The sequence below is a fragment of the uncultured Eubacterium sp. genome, from assembly GCF_937958975.1.
Taxonomy (GTDB): Bacteria; Bacillota; Clostridia; order Lachnospirales; family Lachnospiraceae; genus Eubacterium_G.
The window spans coordinates 20,435-37,450 of record NZ_CALGRE010000023.1; the positions used below are offsets into that span (position 1 = coordinate 20,435).

17 protein-coding genes are annotated in these 17,016 nt (G+C 31.2%); 3 read left to right on the plus strand and 14 right to left on the minus strand.

Annotated features, from left to right (window positions below):
* The first annotated feature begins 48 nt into the window (after positions 1 to 48).
* Entirely contained in the window at positions 49 to 435 is a 387-nt protein-coding gene (locus tag Q5O86_RS04010; RefSeq protein WP_302625862.1) for a BlaI/MecI/CopY family transcriptional regulator, read from the plus strand.
* Positions 326 to 2,239 (plus strand): BlaR1 family beta-lactam sensor/signal transducer, encoded by a 1,914-nt coding sequence (locus Q5O86_RS04015; RefSeq protein ID WP_368074735.1) that lies wholly within the window; start codon positions 326 to 328, stop codon positions 2,237 to 2,239. Before Q5O86_RS04010 ends, Q5O86_RS04015 begins: the two co-directional genes overlap by 110 nt.
* An 18-nt stretch (positions 2,240 to 2,257) precedes the next feature.
* On the opposite strand, the gene Q5O86_RS04020 is transcribed toward Q5O86_RS04015, so the two are convergent.
* Positions 2,258 to 2,962 carry a GIY-YIG nuclease family protein gene (locus Q5O86_RS04020; RefSeq protein ID WP_302625863.1) on the minus strand — a complete coding sequence of 235 codons (705 nt, stop codon included), beginning with the start codon at positions 2,960 to 2,962 and terminating at the stop codon, positions 2,258 to 2,260.
* A 77-nt stretch (positions 2,963 to 3,039) separates the two neighbouring features.
* Positions 3,040 to 5,742, minus strand: a complete 2,703-nt coding sequence (locus Q5O86_RS04025; protein WP_302625864.1) for a UvrD-helicase domain-containing protein — start codon at positions 5,740 to 5,742, stop codon at positions 3,040 to 3,042.
* Between the two features lie 76 nt (positions 5,743 to 5,818).
* On the opposite strand from Q5O86_RS04025, the gene Q5O86_RS04030 reads away from it, so the two are divergent.
* Positions 5,819 to 6,013 (plus strand): hypothetical protein, encoded by a 195-nt coding sequence (locus tag Q5O86_RS04030; RefSeq protein WP_302625865.1) that lies wholly within the window; start codon positions 5,819 to 5,821, stop codon positions 6,011 to 6,013.
* 451 nt (positions 6,014 to 6,464) lie between these two features.
* Here Q5O86_RS04030 and Q5O86_RS04035 read toward each other — a convergent pair whose 3' ends face one another.
* The 12 genes from Q5O86_RS04035 to dcm all read right to left on the minus strand — a co-directional run bounded on the left by Q5O86_RS04035 (position 6,465) and on the right by dcm (position 17,002).
* Positions 6,465 to 7,070: a YdcF family protein gene (locus tag Q5O86_RS04035; protein WP_302625866.1), complete on the minus strand. Its 606-nt coding sequence runs from the start codon at positions 7,068 to 7,070 to the stop codon at positions 6,465 to 6,467.
* Complete coding sequence (gene rhuM, locus Q5O86_RS04040) at positions 7,067 to 7,303, minus strand: RhuM family protein (RefSeq protein WP_368074736.1); 237 nt, start codon at positions 7,301 to 7,303, stop codon at positions 7,067 to 7,069. The genes Q5O86_RS04035 and rhuM overlap by 4 nt, the downstream gene beginning before the upstream one ends.
* Before the next feature lie 89 nt (positions 7,304 to 7,392).
* Positions 7,393 to 7,557, minus strand: coding sequence for a hypothetical protein (locus Q5O86_RS04045; RefSeq protein WP_302625867.1), 165 nt, complete (start codon positions 7,555 to 7,557; stop codon positions 7,393 to 7,395).
* A 600-nt stretch (positions 7,558 to 8,157) separates the two neighbouring features.
* The gene (locus tag Q5O86_RS04050; protein ID WP_302625868.1) at positions 8,158 to 9,324 is read right to left on the minus strand and encodes a DUF4062 domain-containing protein; all 1,167 of its coding nucleotides are present in this window, start codon (positions 9,322 to 9,324) and stop codon (positions 8,158 to 8,160) included.
* Positions 9,325 to 9,342: 18 nt separating this feature from the next.
* Positions 9,343 to 9,612 (minus strand): hypothetical protein, encoded by a 270-nt coding sequence (locus Q5O86_RS10885; protein WP_368074732.1) that lies wholly within the window; start codon positions 9,610 to 9,612, stop codon positions 9,343 to 9,345.
* A gap of 174 nt (positions 9,613 to 9,786) precedes the next feature.
* Positions 9,787 to 9,924: a KilA-N domain-containing protein gene (locus Q5O86_RS10890; RefSeq protein ID WP_368074737.1), complete on the minus strand. Its 138-nt coding sequence runs from the start codon at positions 9,922 to 9,924 to the stop codon at positions 9,787 to 9,789.
* Between the two features lie 14 nt (positions 9,925 to 9,938).
* Entirely contained in the window at positions 9,939 to 10,199 is a 261-nt protein-coding gene (locus Q5O86_RS10895) for a hypothetical protein (RefSeq protein WP_368074733.1), read from the minus strand.
* A gap of 184 nt (positions 10,200 to 10,383) precedes the next feature.
* Complete coding sequence (locus tag Q5O86_RS04060) at positions 10,384 to 11,622, minus strand: AAA family ATPase (protein ID WP_302625869.1); 1,239 nt, start codon at positions 11,620 to 11,622, stop codon at positions 10,384 to 10,386.
* 393 nt (positions 11,623 to 12,015) lie between these two features.
* Positions 12,016 to 13,575: a hypothetical protein gene (locus Q5O86_RS04065; protein WP_302625870.1), complete on the minus strand. Its 1,560-nt coding sequence runs from the start codon at positions 13,573 to 13,575 to the stop codon at positions 12,016 to 12,018.
* A gap of 56 nt (positions 13,576 to 13,631) precedes the next feature.
* Positions 13,632 to 14,012 (minus strand): hypothetical protein, encoded by a 381-nt coding sequence (locus Q5O86_RS04070; RefSeq protein ID WP_302625871.1) that lies wholly within the window; start codon positions 14,010 to 14,012, stop codon positions 13,632 to 13,634.
* A 35-nt stretch (positions 14,013 to 14,047) separates the two neighbouring features.
* Positions 14,048 to 14,815, minus strand: a complete 768-nt coding sequence (locus Q5O86_RS04075) for a hypothetical protein (protein ID WP_302625872.1) — start codon at positions 14,813 to 14,815, stop codon at positions 14,048 to 14,050.
* Between the two features lie 57 nt (positions 14,816 to 14,872).
* A complete protein-coding gene (gene dcm / locus Q5O86_RS04080; RefSeq protein WP_302625873.1) occupies positions 14,873 to 17,002 on the minus strand; it encodes a DNA (cytosine-5-)-methyltransferase in 2,130 nt (709 codons plus the stop codon).
* Positions 17,003 to 17,016: the final 14 nt, after the last annotated feature.

A 17,016-nucleotide genomic window follows, 5' to 3' on the forward strand; every position in this document is an offset into this window, starting at 1 on the left:
TGAAAAATTATAATATATATTACATTTGTAAGATTGGGAGAAATAACTATGAAAAAATTACCTCAGATTTCCGAGGCAGAATTTGAAGTGATGAAAGTCGTTTGGAAATATGCTCCGGTTAACACAAACGAAGTAACCGAACATCTTTCAAAAACTACTGATTGGAGTCCAAAAACAATACAGACAATGTTAAAACGACTAGTCCAAAAGCAGGTACTTACTTATGAAAAACAGAGTCGTATTTTTGTTTATACACCTTTGGTAAAAGAAGCCGAATATATTAAACAGGAAAGTAATTCTTTTCTGAAACGCTATTTCAATGGGGATGTTACGGCATTGCTTTCCTCCTACCTTGATAGTGATAATCTTTCAACGGAAGAAATCCATATGCTTCGCAGTCTCCTTTCCAAGCGTTCAAAAAAAGGAGGAAAATGATTTGCAAACCTTTGGGATTCAATTTTTAATATGCAATATTTTTATCGCATTTCTTATCGGAATTATAACAATCTCAAAACGAATATTTAGAAAACATTTATCAGAGCGTATTCAGTATAACCTCTGGATAATACTGTTTATATTACTTGTTATTCCTTTTCTTCCTGTGCGTCTAATTGGATTTTCACAAGGTTTATCTCGACTTAATTCTTTCAACAACACATTAACACACTCATCCAATATTCTCACACAAGACAACAGGTCTGATGAATCCCCCACCGCATTAGATTTCATCAATGATTATGCTATCTCTGTAAGTTCAAAAACTCCATCTTTCTTAAATATACTCCTTTTATCCTTATGGCTGCTGGGAGCATTTATTATGCTGCTTTTTGTAATTCGCTCTCTGACATATATTTTGAAAATAAAAAAATCTGCACTCCCACTTCAAAACATGCAGGTTCAAAACATCTTCGATAAATGTCTGTCTGAATTGAAAATAAAAAGACAGATTTCAATATACAGTACCCTTTTCTTAAAGTCTCCTGTTACCATTGGCTTTATCCGCCCTAAAATATATCTTCCGATTGACTTAATATCTACCACAAGCAAAACAGATATGCGATATATGTTATTACACGAATTACAACACTATCGCCACAAAGATGCTCTTATGAACTATTTTTCAATTCTTTTTGGTATTCTATATTGGTTTAATCCGATTGTCCGGTATGCTCTAAAGGAATTGCAGATAGAACGAGAAATTGCCTGTGATTCTTCCGTCTTGCAGATGCTCGACCCATCAGACTATGAGAAATATGGAAATACATTAATTAATTTTGCTGAAAAAATCGCACTTTCTCCTTTTTCCTTTACATCGGGAATTGGTGGAAATATAAAACAACTGACACGTCGAGTTACAAATATTACAGGTTATCAGTCTAAAACCTTATATCAAAAAGTAAAAGGCATTGTAATATATATTCTGATTTCAGTTGTTGTCTTGGGAATGGCACCCATTTTATCTATTTACGCAACTGACCAAGATAATTATAAATTTAATGTCAATGAACAAAAAATTTCTTTATTAAACCTGCCTTCAGCCTTTGGCGATTACGAGGGATGTTTTGTTTTATATGATGAATCTTCGGACCAATGGAAAATATACAACAAAAAACATGCCGTTAAACGCATTATGCCAAATTCTACATATAAAATATACGATGCACTTCTGGGGCTGGAACACGGTATAATTACACCGGATAATTCTCTTATAAATTGGGACGGGAAAAGTTACGCTTTCAATGCCTGGGAGAATAATCAGGATTTAAAGTCTGCTATGACTAATTCGGTTAACTGGTATTTTCAGTTAATAGACAAAAAATGCGGTTATAATACTGTAAAATCATTCTTTGATAAAATTGGATACGGAAATAGAACAATTGGCAATAATTTAGAAATGTACTGGAATGATTCTTCTCTTAAAATTTCAGCCATTGAGCAAGTCGAACTTTTAAGGAAACTTTATCACAATGATTTCGGTTTTTCCGTTGAAAACGTTACTGCTGTGAAAAATTCAATTTACTTATCTTCTACAGAAAACTTTTCTTTATATGGTAAAACCGGAACAGGTCGGATAGATAGTCAGGATGTAAATGGATGGTTTGTCGGATATATTGAAAAATCCAACCATGTATATTATTTTGCTACAAATATTCAGGGGAAATTCAATACTACCGGAAGTAAGGCAACCCAAATCACCAAATCAGTTTTATCTAATCTGGGGATATGGGAATTAAACTAAATTCTTTTCTTATTTTTTTCAATCTATTATTATCGGTTTGAATTGATTATTTTCTTCCTCACTTCTCAATTCCGATAATTTTCTACCTTTATAATACCAATATTCAGGTCCACAGTATGAATGTTCCCACTCAACATCTCCATATATTAACGAAACCGCTCTGGACAATGACACGGTTTCACCATGAAACAATATCTTTGAATCATCAACAACCGTTGCCTTGGTTTCTCCATCCTTATAAATAATTTCATCTCCTGGTTTCAGTCCTACCATAGAAAATTTAAATGGTGGTCTTCTTGAAGCTTTTCTGTTTTCTTCTGCAATTTCTTCATCAAGAATTTCATGACCTTCCGGCTTCATTCTCTTGAGTTTATCCTTAGTTCCAGATATAGTTGCAATACACTCAAGAATTTGATATGCCTGTTCGGGTTTCATGTTATAAAATTCTTTTGTGCGCTGCTTTCCATCAAAAGTTTCAATAGCCCTCAATTCTGGATTAAGATTATCTATAAGTTCATGCAGTTTTTTGTCGGTCAAGGCTTTTGACGTTTCATATGTAGCATAAACCCGAAACGCAAAAGGTATTGTTTCACTACGATTTAACTGCTTTAATCTTTGTTCTATGCTTGTTGCATAACCAATTTTAACATACTCAGGAAATGATGGGTTTGTAAGTATGTATATAACCCCATTTTTTGAACTCATACTTTTCTTCTCTTTCATTTATCAAACTCCTTATATTTTATTATCTAATTTTTAACATACTCTTCATATATTACCTTAAATCTTCATACCATGAGTTATACTAACTGTTCTGAATTTTTACATTTAATTCCCTGCATATTGTAATTAGTACATCCAAAGAAGTGCTGTCCTGTTTTATTATTTGCCTTCACAATCATATAGCCGCTTTTACAACACTTACATTTATGAATATTTCCTAAATAAGTTCCATTATTAGACATGAAATCACATATTTCAGGTTCATTTGTACACATAAATAATGTTAATCCATAATTTTGATTATACTCTTTTTTTAATGGATATCCGCACTCAGGACATTTAACTCTCAATGTATTTCCTACATACGCCTGATAATGCAATTTCTGTGCAACAGGCAAATTAAAATGTTCCACCAATTCCATCACAAAACGTGATGGTCTGTTTTCAGGTGTTAATATAAACGTCCTATTTTTTGTCCTTGTAAGGGCTACATAAAATAAACGTCTTTCTTCTGCAAAAGGCAGAGTCTTATCATCAACTGTAACTAATTTCATAATTGGGTCGTCTTCAATTTGCGACGGAAAACCAAACTTACCTTCTGCACCATTTAAAATAACTACATTATCAAAACCTAAGCCTTTCGACTTGTGAGCCGTCATATAATGTAATTTCATTTTGGGACATTGTTTACATATCACTTTTGTCTTACTATTTTGATATTGTAAAAATTCGCCTGTTTTACAATATTGATTAATTTCAAATCCATAACGGCTAATTAACAATACTTCTGCATCTTCTCCAAACTCTATTTCAATCTGTTTCAATACATCTATTAATGCCTTTGTCTTATTCCTCATAATATTCTGTGAATCATCATAAGTTTTAATTATAATAGGATTTTCGATATGCTTCGGAGATTGCAGCTGTTTTTTTATCTGACTTCCATTCTCTTGTACAAAAGTACCTGCGATATCAATTAACTCTTGTGAATTTCTGTATGTTTTCGTAATTTTTAATAATTTACCATATCCCATTAGGTCCAAAAAGTTTGTAAACAGTGAAATATCCGACCCGGAAAAAGCATATATAGACTGCCAATCATCGCCTACCGCAATTACTTTCGCTTTGCAAATTTCTGCCAATCTCTTTGTTAAATTAAAACGCTGTCGTGCAATATCCTGATATTCATCAATAATGACATATTTATAACCTAACTCTATATCTTCTTTATATGTACCGAGTAATTTTTCAGCTTTATTAATCATATCTTCAAAATCTATTTTTCGATTTTGAACCAACATAGCCTGATATTGATTATATACATCTTTTGCAATATCTAAGAACAGGCGATTTCTCACGTTATCTGTTTTTTCTTTTAATACTTCAAAATCTCCTTCTTCATATCCGTTTGTCTTAAATCGACTGATAAAAACTTCCATGAATATTGCAAAACGATAAATATATTTATCACTTTCCACTTTTGTAAGCTGGCGATAGACCTCTTCGTCATTTTTTTCTTCTAATTTAAACCCATTTTTTAACAGAATTGCTTCCAAATGCTCTAAAAGACTTCTCCCATCATTATAACTCGCAAATGTATATTCTAACTTTGTCCCATATTGTTTGTGAAGTCTAATCTTATCCTCTATACTTCTCTTATATTTATCCAATTCCTCCTGTGTAAACCGTGTTGAAGTTCCATCTTCATGAATACCAAAATGCTCCAAATATAGTTCTTTTCCATCCTGTTTTATAAAAAAATCCGGTGTATATTTCTTTTTGGCATTAAGAATATCAAATTCATATTCTTTTTCATAGTAATATTCTAAATTATGCAAATATAAGAAATTTGCAATCTGAACCTCTTGTGTAGAACGCAAAAACTCCCCTTTAATTGTTCTTGTTTTCTTTGTAAGACTATCAATAACTTTGTTTGAATATTCCTGCACAACACTCTTCATTGTCTCAAAATCCTTGGCACATTTCTGTTCATGATATTGTGCCAAACTGTTATAATCCAATGCTTCCTCCGGAATATCCATATAGTAACCAAAGAATAACAAAACATTCCTCAACAACAATCGATTCTCATATATTCGATTTTTCAATATATCTATAAAATATTTTCTTTTATAATTCTCAATTTCCGGATAATCTTGTATAGAATTGCGAATAATTTCATTTCCAAAAGAATGAAAAGTAGTTACCTTTGCAGGTATCCCCAACTGTTTTTGAATCTTATCTTTCAATTCATCTACAGCTTTATTTGTGAATGAAATAACAATAATCTCATCTGGATTTACATTCTGTTTTTCAACCAGATATTTTACTTTAGCAGCCATGGTTGTTGTCTTTCCTGCCCCAGCTCCTGCAACGACTAATGCTGCATCCGAATCATTTAAAACAACTTTTCTCTGTTCTTTGTCTAAACTTATGTGGGAATCTATGCTTTTTAAAATGTCATCAAGATATAACTTCTCTATCTCCATCTGCATTTCAACATATCTTTCATTATGCCATTCAACTTCATCCTTTAATAAACTCATTTTCTTTATAAAGAAGTCTATTTTTTCTTCTGAAATTGATACTTGACGTTTTATACTATCAAGATTATTAAATCCACACAACTCTTCATACAATCCCTCATACTTTTTTATCCAATGAGCTGCATCTCTTTCTGTTATAAATCTTGGAGTATACACTAAGTTTACATACTCATAACAAAATTCCATAATTTCTTTTTCTAGTTTTTCCTTGTCAATACATACAATAATACCCATTTTTATCTCCAATGTGACATACATTTTAATATGTGCTATATTATTTACATCATAGCACACACGAAAGGATTTTTATATGTTTTTACATTTTTTTACAAAGAAGATAAAAGCTTCTGCAAAAATTCAGGAAGAATATATTGATTCCATTATATACATTTTAGAAAGTCCTTTATGGGACAAATCCGATAAGCAAATTTATCTTTCTCTTCCAGGTGATTTAACACAAGAAACAATAGAGTTTGCAAAAAAGAAATTGGCGAAGAAGAATTAGAGCTACTATAACATATAATCCACAAAATTTGATTTTCTTAACTGTTCTGAATACCAAAACTTTTTTAATTTTATTGAATTTACGTCTTGACAAGGTCATGGCTAACTTCGAAAAAGTGTCGCCAATCCGTTGCCACTACTTAAACAAATTTGTTTGAAATATGCATAAACAAAGCACTTACGCAAGTCACGAAATTATTCAAACTCCTATCCTCAAAAGTTTACTCCTTTATAAGATAGGGTATCTGTTATGTTTATCAGTTCATTTCTGTACTGTTTTGATTTATTTTCATATACTTTTGGGTAAAAGTATTGTCATTCTATTGTCATTATTCATCACTATTGTAAGCTGTTTCAACATCTTTTACAAACAGGAATTTACCAAATAGACAAATTCATCAAACATTTTCGACTTTGCCTATTTTTTTAGAATCTGCTCTTTAAAATTCAATCTACTTAATAAATACTCTATACCACTTATATCCTATGTAAAAGAATGTTTCTCTTGCTACAAAAGGAATCTTTGATTTTAATGTTTTGTATGCACTTGTATCAGTTGGCGATGGTAAAGAATCTATACCAACATCTTTTGAAAGCAACATTGCCCTCTTCATATGTAGCGGATCACTTACAATCAATGCAGATTTTAGTTTTCTACTATCCATCAACTCCTTTGCGTTTTCTAAATTCTCTTGCGTAATTGTTGATGTTGTTTCTTCTAAAATTATCTCTTCCGGTACTCCGCATTTGATTAAATATTCTTTTGCCACTGTTGCATCAGCAATCGAATTGCCTTCACCAATTCCACCTGTAGTAATAATAATATTTACTTTTCTACTATTATATAAATTTATTGCATGATTTAAACGTTGTTTATATACTTCGGAAACTTCATCATTTGAACATGCTGCTCCCAAAACAATAGCCACATCACACATTTTTTCACTATATACCTTACTATAGTTGCATATTGTTATTACATTAGCGAATACATAAATCAAAGCACACAATATGCTTCCTATTATAATTTTACTTATATTACTTTTTATCCCTTTCATATCCTTACCTTTATTTTGAACTTTTGAACCATTGCATAAAAATCTCTTGTCACCTGTGAATTCTTATCATAATCAACTGCTGTTGCATATATATCTGTATTTTTTTGACAAAATCTTCGTTCATTTGATTTGATTTTCTGAATTTCAGCAACCAGGTGTTCAAAATAATCCTCGTCAAAAATCTGCCCATTAATTAGACGGTTTTTATCTAATACATGGCCTGCTTTGTAAATGTGTCAAGTACCTTTGTTGCCCGCACTCTAAACTAAATTGCTTTCTCAAAATTAATACGATATCCAACTGCAACGATAGCTGCCAGTAATTAAAACTTATATTGGTATGTTTTTCCGTTATCAGCAACTCGTGCAAAATTTGCACAAGTTAAATTTTCATCCAATTCTTTTTCTTCAAAAATATTCTTTAAATGCTTCGTAACAACGCTTCTGTCTACATAAAAAGCTATGAAATAGCTTTTTGTATCAGCCATACATCATTATTCTACACTCTGGCCTCTATTCTATATCCCCCCTGCATCACAAGTAAACACCAAGAAATCAACGGCACTATTTCTTATTTGTAGTTCTTCGCTCATGAAAATTGTCCTTTCTTGTATTTCAATTATTAATTTTTATCCGTTTACAATCCATAAAAACTTTTGCTAAAATAATTATATCAAAATCCATAAAAAATAAAATATAAGTTTTCCCTCACCATGCTCAGTTCAATTTCGCTTCGCTCCATCTTACTGACGGCTTGCGCCGTATAAGGCTGAAAAAAGAAAAGCTCCCGAGTACATAAATGTCCTCGGGAGCTTTCCTTTTTTCAGCCTTGCATGGCTTGTAGCTTATTCGAACTCGACAATTAGTAACCAATTTTATTTAGAAATTATTTATTGTCGTGTTTATCGTTTTTAGATTATTTGATATATCCATATTATCCTGCCTATATGGGCTAATATTATCATTTTGTTATCAGTGTTGATAACACTCGCTCTATAACTGCAGATGATAATAACTATATATTTGGTATTGATTATAAACGATTCTATTTGTGAAATCAACATTCCATTATTAAGAAAATATCTATATCAACATAACAACTCATGAAGTCTTTCGATTTCTTCATTAATAGCTCTCGTATTTGCTTCATCTAAAACACATGATAATTTGATTTCACGCCTAACATCATCTTCTATATCTGGCAAATTTGCAATCTCAACATATAACCTATTTACAAAATTATCCATTTGGGTAAGTAACGACTTCGGAAGTTCATATAACAATTTAAGTAGTTGTTTAAACACTTCATTCGTATGTATTGTTTTAAAATATAACGCCCATGCAACTATCCTTTCATAAAGTGAAGCAAACTGCTTTGAAACATATACTATCATTTCCAAATCACTCGGTACTCCCGCTTCCCCAATCGCATCTTGAATTGCAGAATTCAAAAGTGTACACAAAATTCCGTTTAATTTGACAATTTCATTCAGTTTTACAGAAACATTCTCTAATAGTTCATCAGGACTCATTTCAATTATATGTGTCGCAAATAAACCATACTTAAAATCCCATCTATGTTTCTGTAATTTGTCAAACTCGTCTTTCATCACATAAGCAAGAAATTTATACTCCCATGCATATGGCTTTTCAATTAAAACACGTAACGCTTCTGCAGAAATATTACTGTCTAAAATATGTGGTTCCAGAGTATGTGATATTTTTTTATATCTCAATCCATCAGAAAATATCAAACTTAATTGATGTCTCATCGTAGTGGTTATGTCTCGCACAGATTCATACGTATAAATCCATTGTTTTGATTCACTATAAATTTCCGAAACAAATTCAAATAGCTGAGGATTGTCCACAACAGTCGAAAAATTCCCATCTTTATTGACTTCCCATATTTTTAATTGGCTATATAACTGCTTATCCACAAACACAAATACCGGAATCCCTTTAGCTTTTGCATGTAAATATTCTAAATTCGTAATAGATTTTCCACTCTCCGTCACATATCCATATCTAGTTCCAACAATAAGTATAAAAATATCCGCTGATTTATCAACATTACTCAAGCAATTTTCAAAAGTCCCAATACATGGATCAATAGGAAACGAGTCAAACTCGGACAGCATAGTTTGAAAACCGTAATTAGTTTCAAAAAATTCTTTTAAGTCTTCTCGAACCTGTTTTAGGTCATAGCAAGTAGAACTAACAAAAACTACTGGTGTATGTCTATCTGTATTCATATTCTCTCCTTATCCTTTTTATATATCTTCAATTAGATTTTTTCGCAACGCTTCAATAGCATCCAGATTCCTTTTTAGAATTTTAAGTTGTCTATATGCTTTTTCTCTCAATATTTTCAGCCTCTCGATTTTTGGCACTTCCCGTCTCATCAAATCAGCATTCGTATCTTCCAGATTGATAAGCACAACCAATTCTTCCGCCAAAGCAAAATCTCTGATATTAGGAGTTTTCCCGCTTATTCCTTTCTCATTTCTCCACTGTACCGCTGTTTTCCCCAATAACGCCATATTCAAAATATCCGCTTCAGAAGCATATGCATATGCTATCTCCTGCGGAAATAATATCGGTATTATCAGGAATTCCTTTATCGCATCTGTATGAATACGATAGTTTATTTTTGAAAGTTCTCTCTCTACATCCCATCCAATCGCTAACCGATTTGCTTCATCTTTCTTTAATCGCTAATAATCTTTAATAATATAGAGTTTAAATTCTGGAGAAATCCACGAAGCAAACTCAAAAGCAATATCTGTATGAGCATAAGTGCCGCCATACCGTCCTGATTTTGATATGATACCGATTGCATTTGTTGCTTTTATCCATTGTTACGGTGTCAATGTAAACGCATTATCCCCGACTCTGTTTTAAACCTATCGAATTCGATAGGTTTAAAATTGGAATTATGGATTTGGTCCCACAAGCCCAAAAACGAAATCATGGAATGGTTACGCATCCAGTTTGCCACCACGATAAACGCATTATCAGGATTTTTATATTTAGCAATATCTGTCTTCGAAATATAAGCTTCCTCATTAACAACCTCTCCAATTACTCTGATTTCTGTTCCGTTAGCATCTATTTTCATATTCTTCATTGTGTCTCTTCACCCCTCTCATGCTATTTCCCGAATACGTTTTTTATATGAGTAACATTCCCAATATATGTTTTACAATAGAAACCTTGCAAATTTTCTTATTTCAATTGCATCATTTACTTTATCTTACTGATTTTCTATTATCAAACTGTTGCTATTATTTATAAATACCTTAATACATGTATTAGTAAAATACAATATCCTTTCCATCTTCTAAATAATCTGGAATCTTCACATCTTTTGTAAGCGGATGTCCCTTAAATAAAATTCTTATTGCCCTAACCGAACCATATATCTCTATCATCAATTCCTTCTGCTTCTCATATACATCGACATTGTAACTATTATTAGTTAATTCATGTGCAGGAACCTGCCTAATCTTTCTTATCTGCCTAATAGGTTTAATTATAACTTCATCTACATCAAAATTAGCTTTAACATTTTTAAGAAGCCACTCTTTGAACATTACTATACTGCCCTTATCTTTACCTTCCTCATCTTTTCGTTCTATTCCTTTTATAAATACAGAATCTTTTTGAAATGTTTTTATCGAAATGTTATGTACTACCAACTTTTCTAACACTAACACAAAATCATAATAATTCTTCATTGTTGGTAATAGTATATTCCTATATCCCTCCGGCATATCTGTATCTTGTATTCCATATGTATGTGAAAATAATTTAGGAATACTCATTGCTTCACAAAGATTATTTATCACTTGCATTTCCTCTAAAAGAGCGTGAAATATCCAATATTGGGTGACCCATTCTCCCATAAGCAAATTTTTAATAAATCCCGCACTAACTTTGCAATTATTTTGGTTTTCTAACTCAAATCCTTTCCAAAGCATTTGAATTTTGGGAGATAATTTAGCTAAATCTATTACAAAAACTCCTATTGCTCTATTTAGTTTTTCGCCTTCTATATATGCCATACCATAATCCTTAATATATTCATTCGGAGAACCTTCTTCATAAAATTCATCTTTAATGCATATGGTACCTCTATACCCATTATCCATGACTAAGAACTTTGGATTATTAATGTATCTTTCTAATATTTCTATATCAAAAAAAATGACTTCAAACTGTTCCTTGCCTCTTTGCAAAAGGACTGTATATGGTTTCTGATAATCAATTTCGACTCCCTCTAATGCCTGATCTGTTGGATAAAAACATGTATGTCTATCGGTATTTCTTGCATTTGCTATTTGATGTTCCTTTGATAACCCTATATCAAATCCTTTGATATGAGGATTCAACACATCAACCTCGGAAATTGCTTCCACAAACCCGTCATTAATTAATTCTATCATTTCATTTACATCATAATCTTCTATTTCATAAATAGGTAAACCATTAAAACTACTCGAATCCAAATAGTATCTAATAACTTTATCCAATAATTTGCTATCCTTCATGGTACATCCTCACATTTATTTCTACTAAGATGTTTTTATTATATCATGCGTCTAACTAAAGATACAGGCAAATTGTGTCTAACAGTTTTAATCCATTATGCTGATAACGGAAATTGATATAAACTAAAAAATGTAGATAATATAAGTATGGCAGGCAATCTCATAGACTACCTGCCATATAATATATCCTATATAGAAATTTAATTATTCAAATTCATTTATAGTAAATGCAATCATAGTTGATTTTAGTACACATTTGTGTATTTTGGTCTGTTTTATCTTTGTATTATTGATATTTTTTGTGTCGATGTGATTTTATGGAGCCAAAATGGAGCCAGTTATTATGTTAAGATACTCTCCGTCATTTTAAGACTTTGTATACACACAACTGTATCAATCAATCTTATACTTATCCCTTAGCCATTTTTTTACTATTTCAATATCTAGTGAAAACATATCCATTTTCTCTGTTTTAGCTTTTATGCTGGCTCCTATAATTTCTATTACAACTATAAGTATGCTAATAATTCCTTGATTATCATTGCACCATTTTACAAATCCATTAATTTCCTCACAATCCTTAGTTACATATTTTATAATACATAACGAAGCTATAATTATTATCCCTACTATAAACAATGAAAAACATATGCAACTAATTATTTTTCTTCTTCTCACAATTTTTTTAGCCTGCTTATCTATTATATCTTCTTGTCCTTTCGAGAATTCCTCGTTTCCATCGCTTACATTTTGCATAAATTCTATTTTTTGTTTTAACAATTCTATTTCATCATTATGTTTACTCTCGATTGCTGCAATCCTACTTTCTAAAATAGTTTTATGAGATTCCTCTACAATTCCCTCTATGTTTTCATCTACTGCATTTGTTTCGCTCAACTTTCTTTCTATATCATATATTATTTCTTCTTTTATTTCATTTTCCTCATTTAAATTCATAATATAAGGAAAGATTCTTTCTTTAACATCTTTCAGCTTATCCTTCTCCGGAGCAATTCTTATGTTTAGGAATTGACAAAAGGCTTTGTAATCATCCGAAGTTCTTCCTTTATATTTCAGTAAAATTGAATACCATACACTCGGCAAAACAAAAATAGGTATTGTTCCAGATCTTTTTTCCATCGCCCAATCTGTCAAACAATGGTCCGCTGTTATGAAATAATATTTCAGATCCATAAAATTAGATGCTTGCCCTTTATCATTCTTATCCACCATATATAAATAGTTGTTTATATCTATTTTTATTGCACTAATATATGTATTTCTGTAATGTTCTTCCTTATATTTAGAAAAATCTGCAACAAGTTCATTAAAACCACATCTAGAATCCCCTTCGTAATCCTTATTTACAACAGTCTTCTTAAACGGTCTTAAAATCTTATTTACTTCTTTTTCTAAATATATTCTAAATTCTTCGAATTCGCCTGCATAGTTTCCTGGCATTCCACACCATATTGTATATTGCTCATAAAAATCTAAATTTGCATACTTTGAACCCATTATTCTCATTGCCTTCACAGATAATGGTTTATTTTGCCCTAAGGCCTTTTTTAACAAATTAACATGATACTTAATCGTATTTGTTATTTCAACTGCTGTATGATTTGTATAACATATTTTAATCCCTGCGCTTGTACATTTTTTAATAAATGCGTTCATTACATTTTTTCTTTCTTCATTATTAAAAACTGCCAATCTAAAAATGACATTTGAATCCAAATAAAATTCTTTTCCATTAAAAATTTGCGCAAAAGAACTTGTATTCTTTTTAACTGTCAACATACAATATTCAAAACATGAAGCAATTAAATTAAGTATGAACTCGTTTTTCGGTTTATAATCCCAATTCAAAAAATCATTTATTACTCTCGATTGATCGGGATCAAATTTTGTATCAATCACACTATCAACAGTTTTTGAATCACAATAGTTCATTAACTCTAATACTGTATTCTTTTCCGCATTAAACGTATTATATAAGAATCTATATATCAAATCTTTAATTCTTCAAATCCATACTTTGATTCCTTTTCCTCAAGAAAAAGTTTGATATATTCGTTAATATTTATGCGTTCAGAATCTTTCATCTTTTCATATTCTTTAGGATTTATCGTATATTTATTGAGTAGTTGATCTTGTTCTTCATATACTACAATCCCTCTTTCTTTTTTTAACGCATCCTTTATTTCATCATATGAAAATTCATGAGTATATATTTCATTTAAAGCATCAATAATTTCATTTATTTTTAATGGGGTCCCATAAGAATCAAACAAAACTAATTTAATTATTTTCCTTAAATTAGTTGTGAAATTTTTAGCAGAACTATCTCCTAAAACAACAGCTAATCTAAATATTTTTTCTTTATTCATTATTACTTTTCCTATCATGTACTCTAACTTAACATTTATATATCAATACTGTCTTGCCATTTGTTTTTTTCTATCTGTCTCAATCCTATACATTTAAATTTTAATTCCGAGATATATCCTGCTCCTTTTTCACTTATGTAAGAATACGTATCTACTTGAAGTTTAATATCTTGGCTATATGTAGTTCCTATAACATCCTTATAAAAAACAGTCAATGGTATATCTGTATATCCCATCTTATCAAGCTTAGGTTCTGTACTCCACCAATTATTTTCCTTTTTCGTTTTTACACCTGGCACAAGTCCCACATAAGCGGCAATCTCAATTCCTAAATTTAAACATTTTCCTTGTTCTATCGCGTTAGTACCATTTGTATCTTGCGGATTATAATACGAACTTTTTACTTTCCAATATGTTATTGGTCCCAGTCCCACATTTTTTAAAGATAAACAGGCGTATAAATTCAAAGGTCCACTTTCGTTTATAACCGCCTGTATAGTACCTCCATTAGTATTTAATGGAGTATTCACCTTTTTAAATGTCGCTGCTAAGTAGGGAGAAAATTGAAGTTGCCTATCAATCTTATTCTGTTTACCAGTATACAAAATAGTAATAACAATACCTACTAATGTTGCTATCGCACCTATAATTGATCCAATATAGGCCCCAAGAAAACTCGCCCAATCTGAATTTGAAATATTGCTTTTGTATCCATTTCCAAATATAAACTTATCAAGTAATAGCGGCATTATGATAACAACTGCTAACACTGCACTAAGCACAACAATAATTTTTCTTTTCATTTTGATATATCCAATCTGTGATAAATTCTTAGTTCTACACAAATGCAAATTATTATGTTATTCTTCATTTCCTTCTTTCATAATTGTATTCCATGCAATTTTATGTTCATAATTCAGTTCAGAATCTGCTTCCAAATTTTTTATATATGCATTAATGAAATCATCTGTATTATCTAATAATCTAAGATAATAAGCCAAAGTAGAAAATACTCCATTAGTAATCACCTGGCATCCATGTTCACTTTTAATTTGATATGCTAGCATTCTAATATTATGCTTCTCTTCCTCATCCATTGAACTTGTACTTAATATGTAGTATCTCTGAATTGTAGTTGGTTTTATTTTTTTGTATGCATCCAAAACCATAATTCCTGTAACAGGAATTTCAAACTTAATTTCTACTACCTCGTACAAACTACCATCCAAATTTCTTATAACAATATCTCCCGCTGCTCCACTACTTCTATCGCAACTATTATGTGAACCTAAGGGTTCTAATACCTTGTCACTATATCTTCCCATTTGAGAAATCATACACTCATATACACTATATAGTGCTATGACAGGCAAAATCGAAGCACCTCTACTTTTGTATGGATGATAAAAATGTGCTGTTAGATACTTCATAATTGTATCGATAGTTAATATAGATTCAGACTCTATCGGATTAATTAATGTAACTACCTTTTTTGCCTTTTCGGTAATGCTTCCCTTAAAAAGTGCAAGCAAATATTTATATGAGTTTGCACCCTTTACACATACATCATCTAAAATAGCTAAAAATGCATTCTTTACTTCTTTGTTTTGAATTTTCCCTGGAAATTCTAAGTTATATGGTATATTTTGTTCCAGACTTCTTGTCAACCAACCAGATTCCTTCATCGCTCCTGGAAATTGTTTTATTTTCATAAATGGTGTGACATACTTTGTGTCAAAACTACGTCCGCTATATCCACCATCCATATTAGCCTGATGATATCTAACATCTTGCTCTGGATGCAAACACTTATAAGTTAAGCTGGTAACAAGTACTGTAAATACTCCTTTAAAAGTTTCTTCCTTCATATAAACACTTGTAACCCATCCTAGTTGTTCAGCGTTTAATCCCACATTTTCAACACTATCACGTTGTAATGCTTCTTTGTATGTATCTTCCAAAAATACTGTTGGATTCACTTGTTTCATATCTCCATCTCCCTTCACTTTAAAAAATTGATATTTTAATTCCTTTGATACTGCATCTACCATATTTACGCATATACTGTTTCCTACACGTTCATATAATTTTGAAACTAATCCCGGCTTTTTAAAATTCTTTGGGAAGCCCATGAATTTATAACACTCATTTATCGTAAGTTTTCTTACTCTTCCTTCATCATATATCCAATATCGTCCACTCTGTTCCTGAGATGCAATCGTTGGATGAACACCATCTGATGAATATATTCTGTTTGGTTGTTTATGAACTCTCGATAAATGCTCCGTTCCAGGTCTAACACCGACAGTTCTAATTTTTTTATTTCTATATCCAATAAAAACAAGTCCGGATTTTGGTTGTTTTTTATAGCTATCAAGAATTGTGTATTCTTCTGGCTTTAAATATTCGAAATTACCGTCTCTATCCAAAAAAGGTTTCATACTGTCTACTGGATGTGTTTCCAATTTGTCAAAGTCAAATACTTTGCCATCTCTATTTCCTACAATAAGTATTCTCTCTCTATTTTGTGGAACTCCAAAATCCTTAGCGTTCAATACCCTATATGTTACTGAATATCCTAAATCATTTAACGCTTGCATCATCACATATAAAGTATTTCCCTTGTCATGTTTCTCTAAATTTTGAACATTTTCAAGAATAAATGCTTTAGGTTTCTTTTCTTCCAATATTCTACATATATCAAAAAATAAAGTTCCTCTTGTAGTGTCATAGAATCCCTTTTGCTTTCCACATATCGAAAAAGTCTGGCAAGGAAAGCCAGCACATAACACATCAAACTCTGGTAATTCTTTTGGATTTAATTCTGTTATATCTCCTTTTGGATTAACACCATAATTGCTCTCATATACTTCACAAGCATGATCGTCTATTTCACAGCTATATACACATTCAAATCCATTTCTTTCCATTCCTAATCGGAATCCTCCAATGCCTGCAAACAAATCTATAAATTTTAATTTATTACTCATCTTCTTCACCATGT

What these genes read in the sequence shown, in the direction of transcription:
- Q5O86_RS04010 (WP_302625862.1), top strand. Translation starts at nt 49, where the DNA reads ATGAAAAAATTACCTCAGATTTCCGAGGCAGAATTTGAAGTGATGAAA.
- Q5O86_RS04015 (WP_368074735.1), top strand. Translation starts at nt 326, where the DNA reads ATGTTACGGCATTGCTTTCCTCCTACCTTGATAGTGATAATCTTTCAA.
- Q5O86_RS04020 (WP_302625863.1), bottom strand. Translation starts at nt 2,962, where the DNA reads ATGAAAGAGAAGAAAAGTATGAGTTCAAAAAATGGGGTTATATACATA.
- Q5O86_RS04025 (WP_302625864.1), bottom strand. Translation starts at nt 5,742, where the DNA reads ATGGGTATTATTGTATGTATTGACAAGGAAAAACTAGAAAAAGAAATT.
- Q5O86_RS04030 (WP_302625865.1), top strand. Translation starts at nt 5,819, where the DNA reads ATGTTTTTACATTTTTTTACAAAGAAGATAAAAGCTTCTGCAAAAATT.
- Q5O86_RS04035 (WP_302625866.1), bottom strand. Translation starts at nt 7,070, where the DNA reads ATGAAAGGGATAAAAAGTAATATAAGTAAAATTATAATAGGAAGCATA.
- Q5O86_RS04045 (WP_302625867.1), bottom strand. Translation starts at nt 7,557, where the DNA reads ATGGCTGATACAAAAAGCTATTTCATAGCTTTTTATGTAGACAGAAGC.
- Q5O86_RS04050 (WP_302625868.1), bottom strand. Translation starts at nt 9,324, where the DNA reads ATGAATACAGATAGACATACACCAGTAGTTTTTGTTAGTTCTACTTGC.
- Q5O86_RS10885 (WP_368074732.1), bottom strand. Translation starts at nt 9,612, where the DNA reads ATGGCGTTATTGGGGAAAACAGCGGTACAGTGGAGAAATGAGAAAGGA.
- Q5O86_RS10895 (WP_368074733.1), bottom strand. Translation starts at nt 10,199, where the DNA reads ATGAAGAATATGAAAATAGATGCTAACGGAACAGAAATCAGAGTAATT.
- Q5O86_RS04060 (WP_302625869.1), bottom strand. Translation starts at nt 11,622, where the DNA reads ATGAAGGATAGCAAATTATTGGATAAAGTTATTAGATACTATTTGGAT.
- Q5O86_RS04065 (WP_302625870.1), bottom strand. Translation starts at nt 13,575, where the DNA reads ATGAACTATTGTGATTCAAAAACTGTTGATAGTGTGATTGATACAAAA.
- Q5O86_RS04070 (WP_302625871.1), bottom strand. Translation starts at nt 14,012, where the DNA reads ATGAATAAAGAAAAAATATTTAGATTAGCTGTTGTTTTAGGAGATAGT.
- Q5O86_RS04075 (WP_302625872.1), bottom strand. Translation starts at nt 14,815, where the DNA reads ATGAAAAGAAAAATTATTGTTGTGCTTAGTGCAGTGTTAGCAGTTGTT.
- dcm (WP_302625873.1), bottom strand. Translation starts at nt 17,002, where the DNA reads ATGAGTAATAAATTAAAATTTATAGATTTGTTTGCAGGCATTGGAGGA.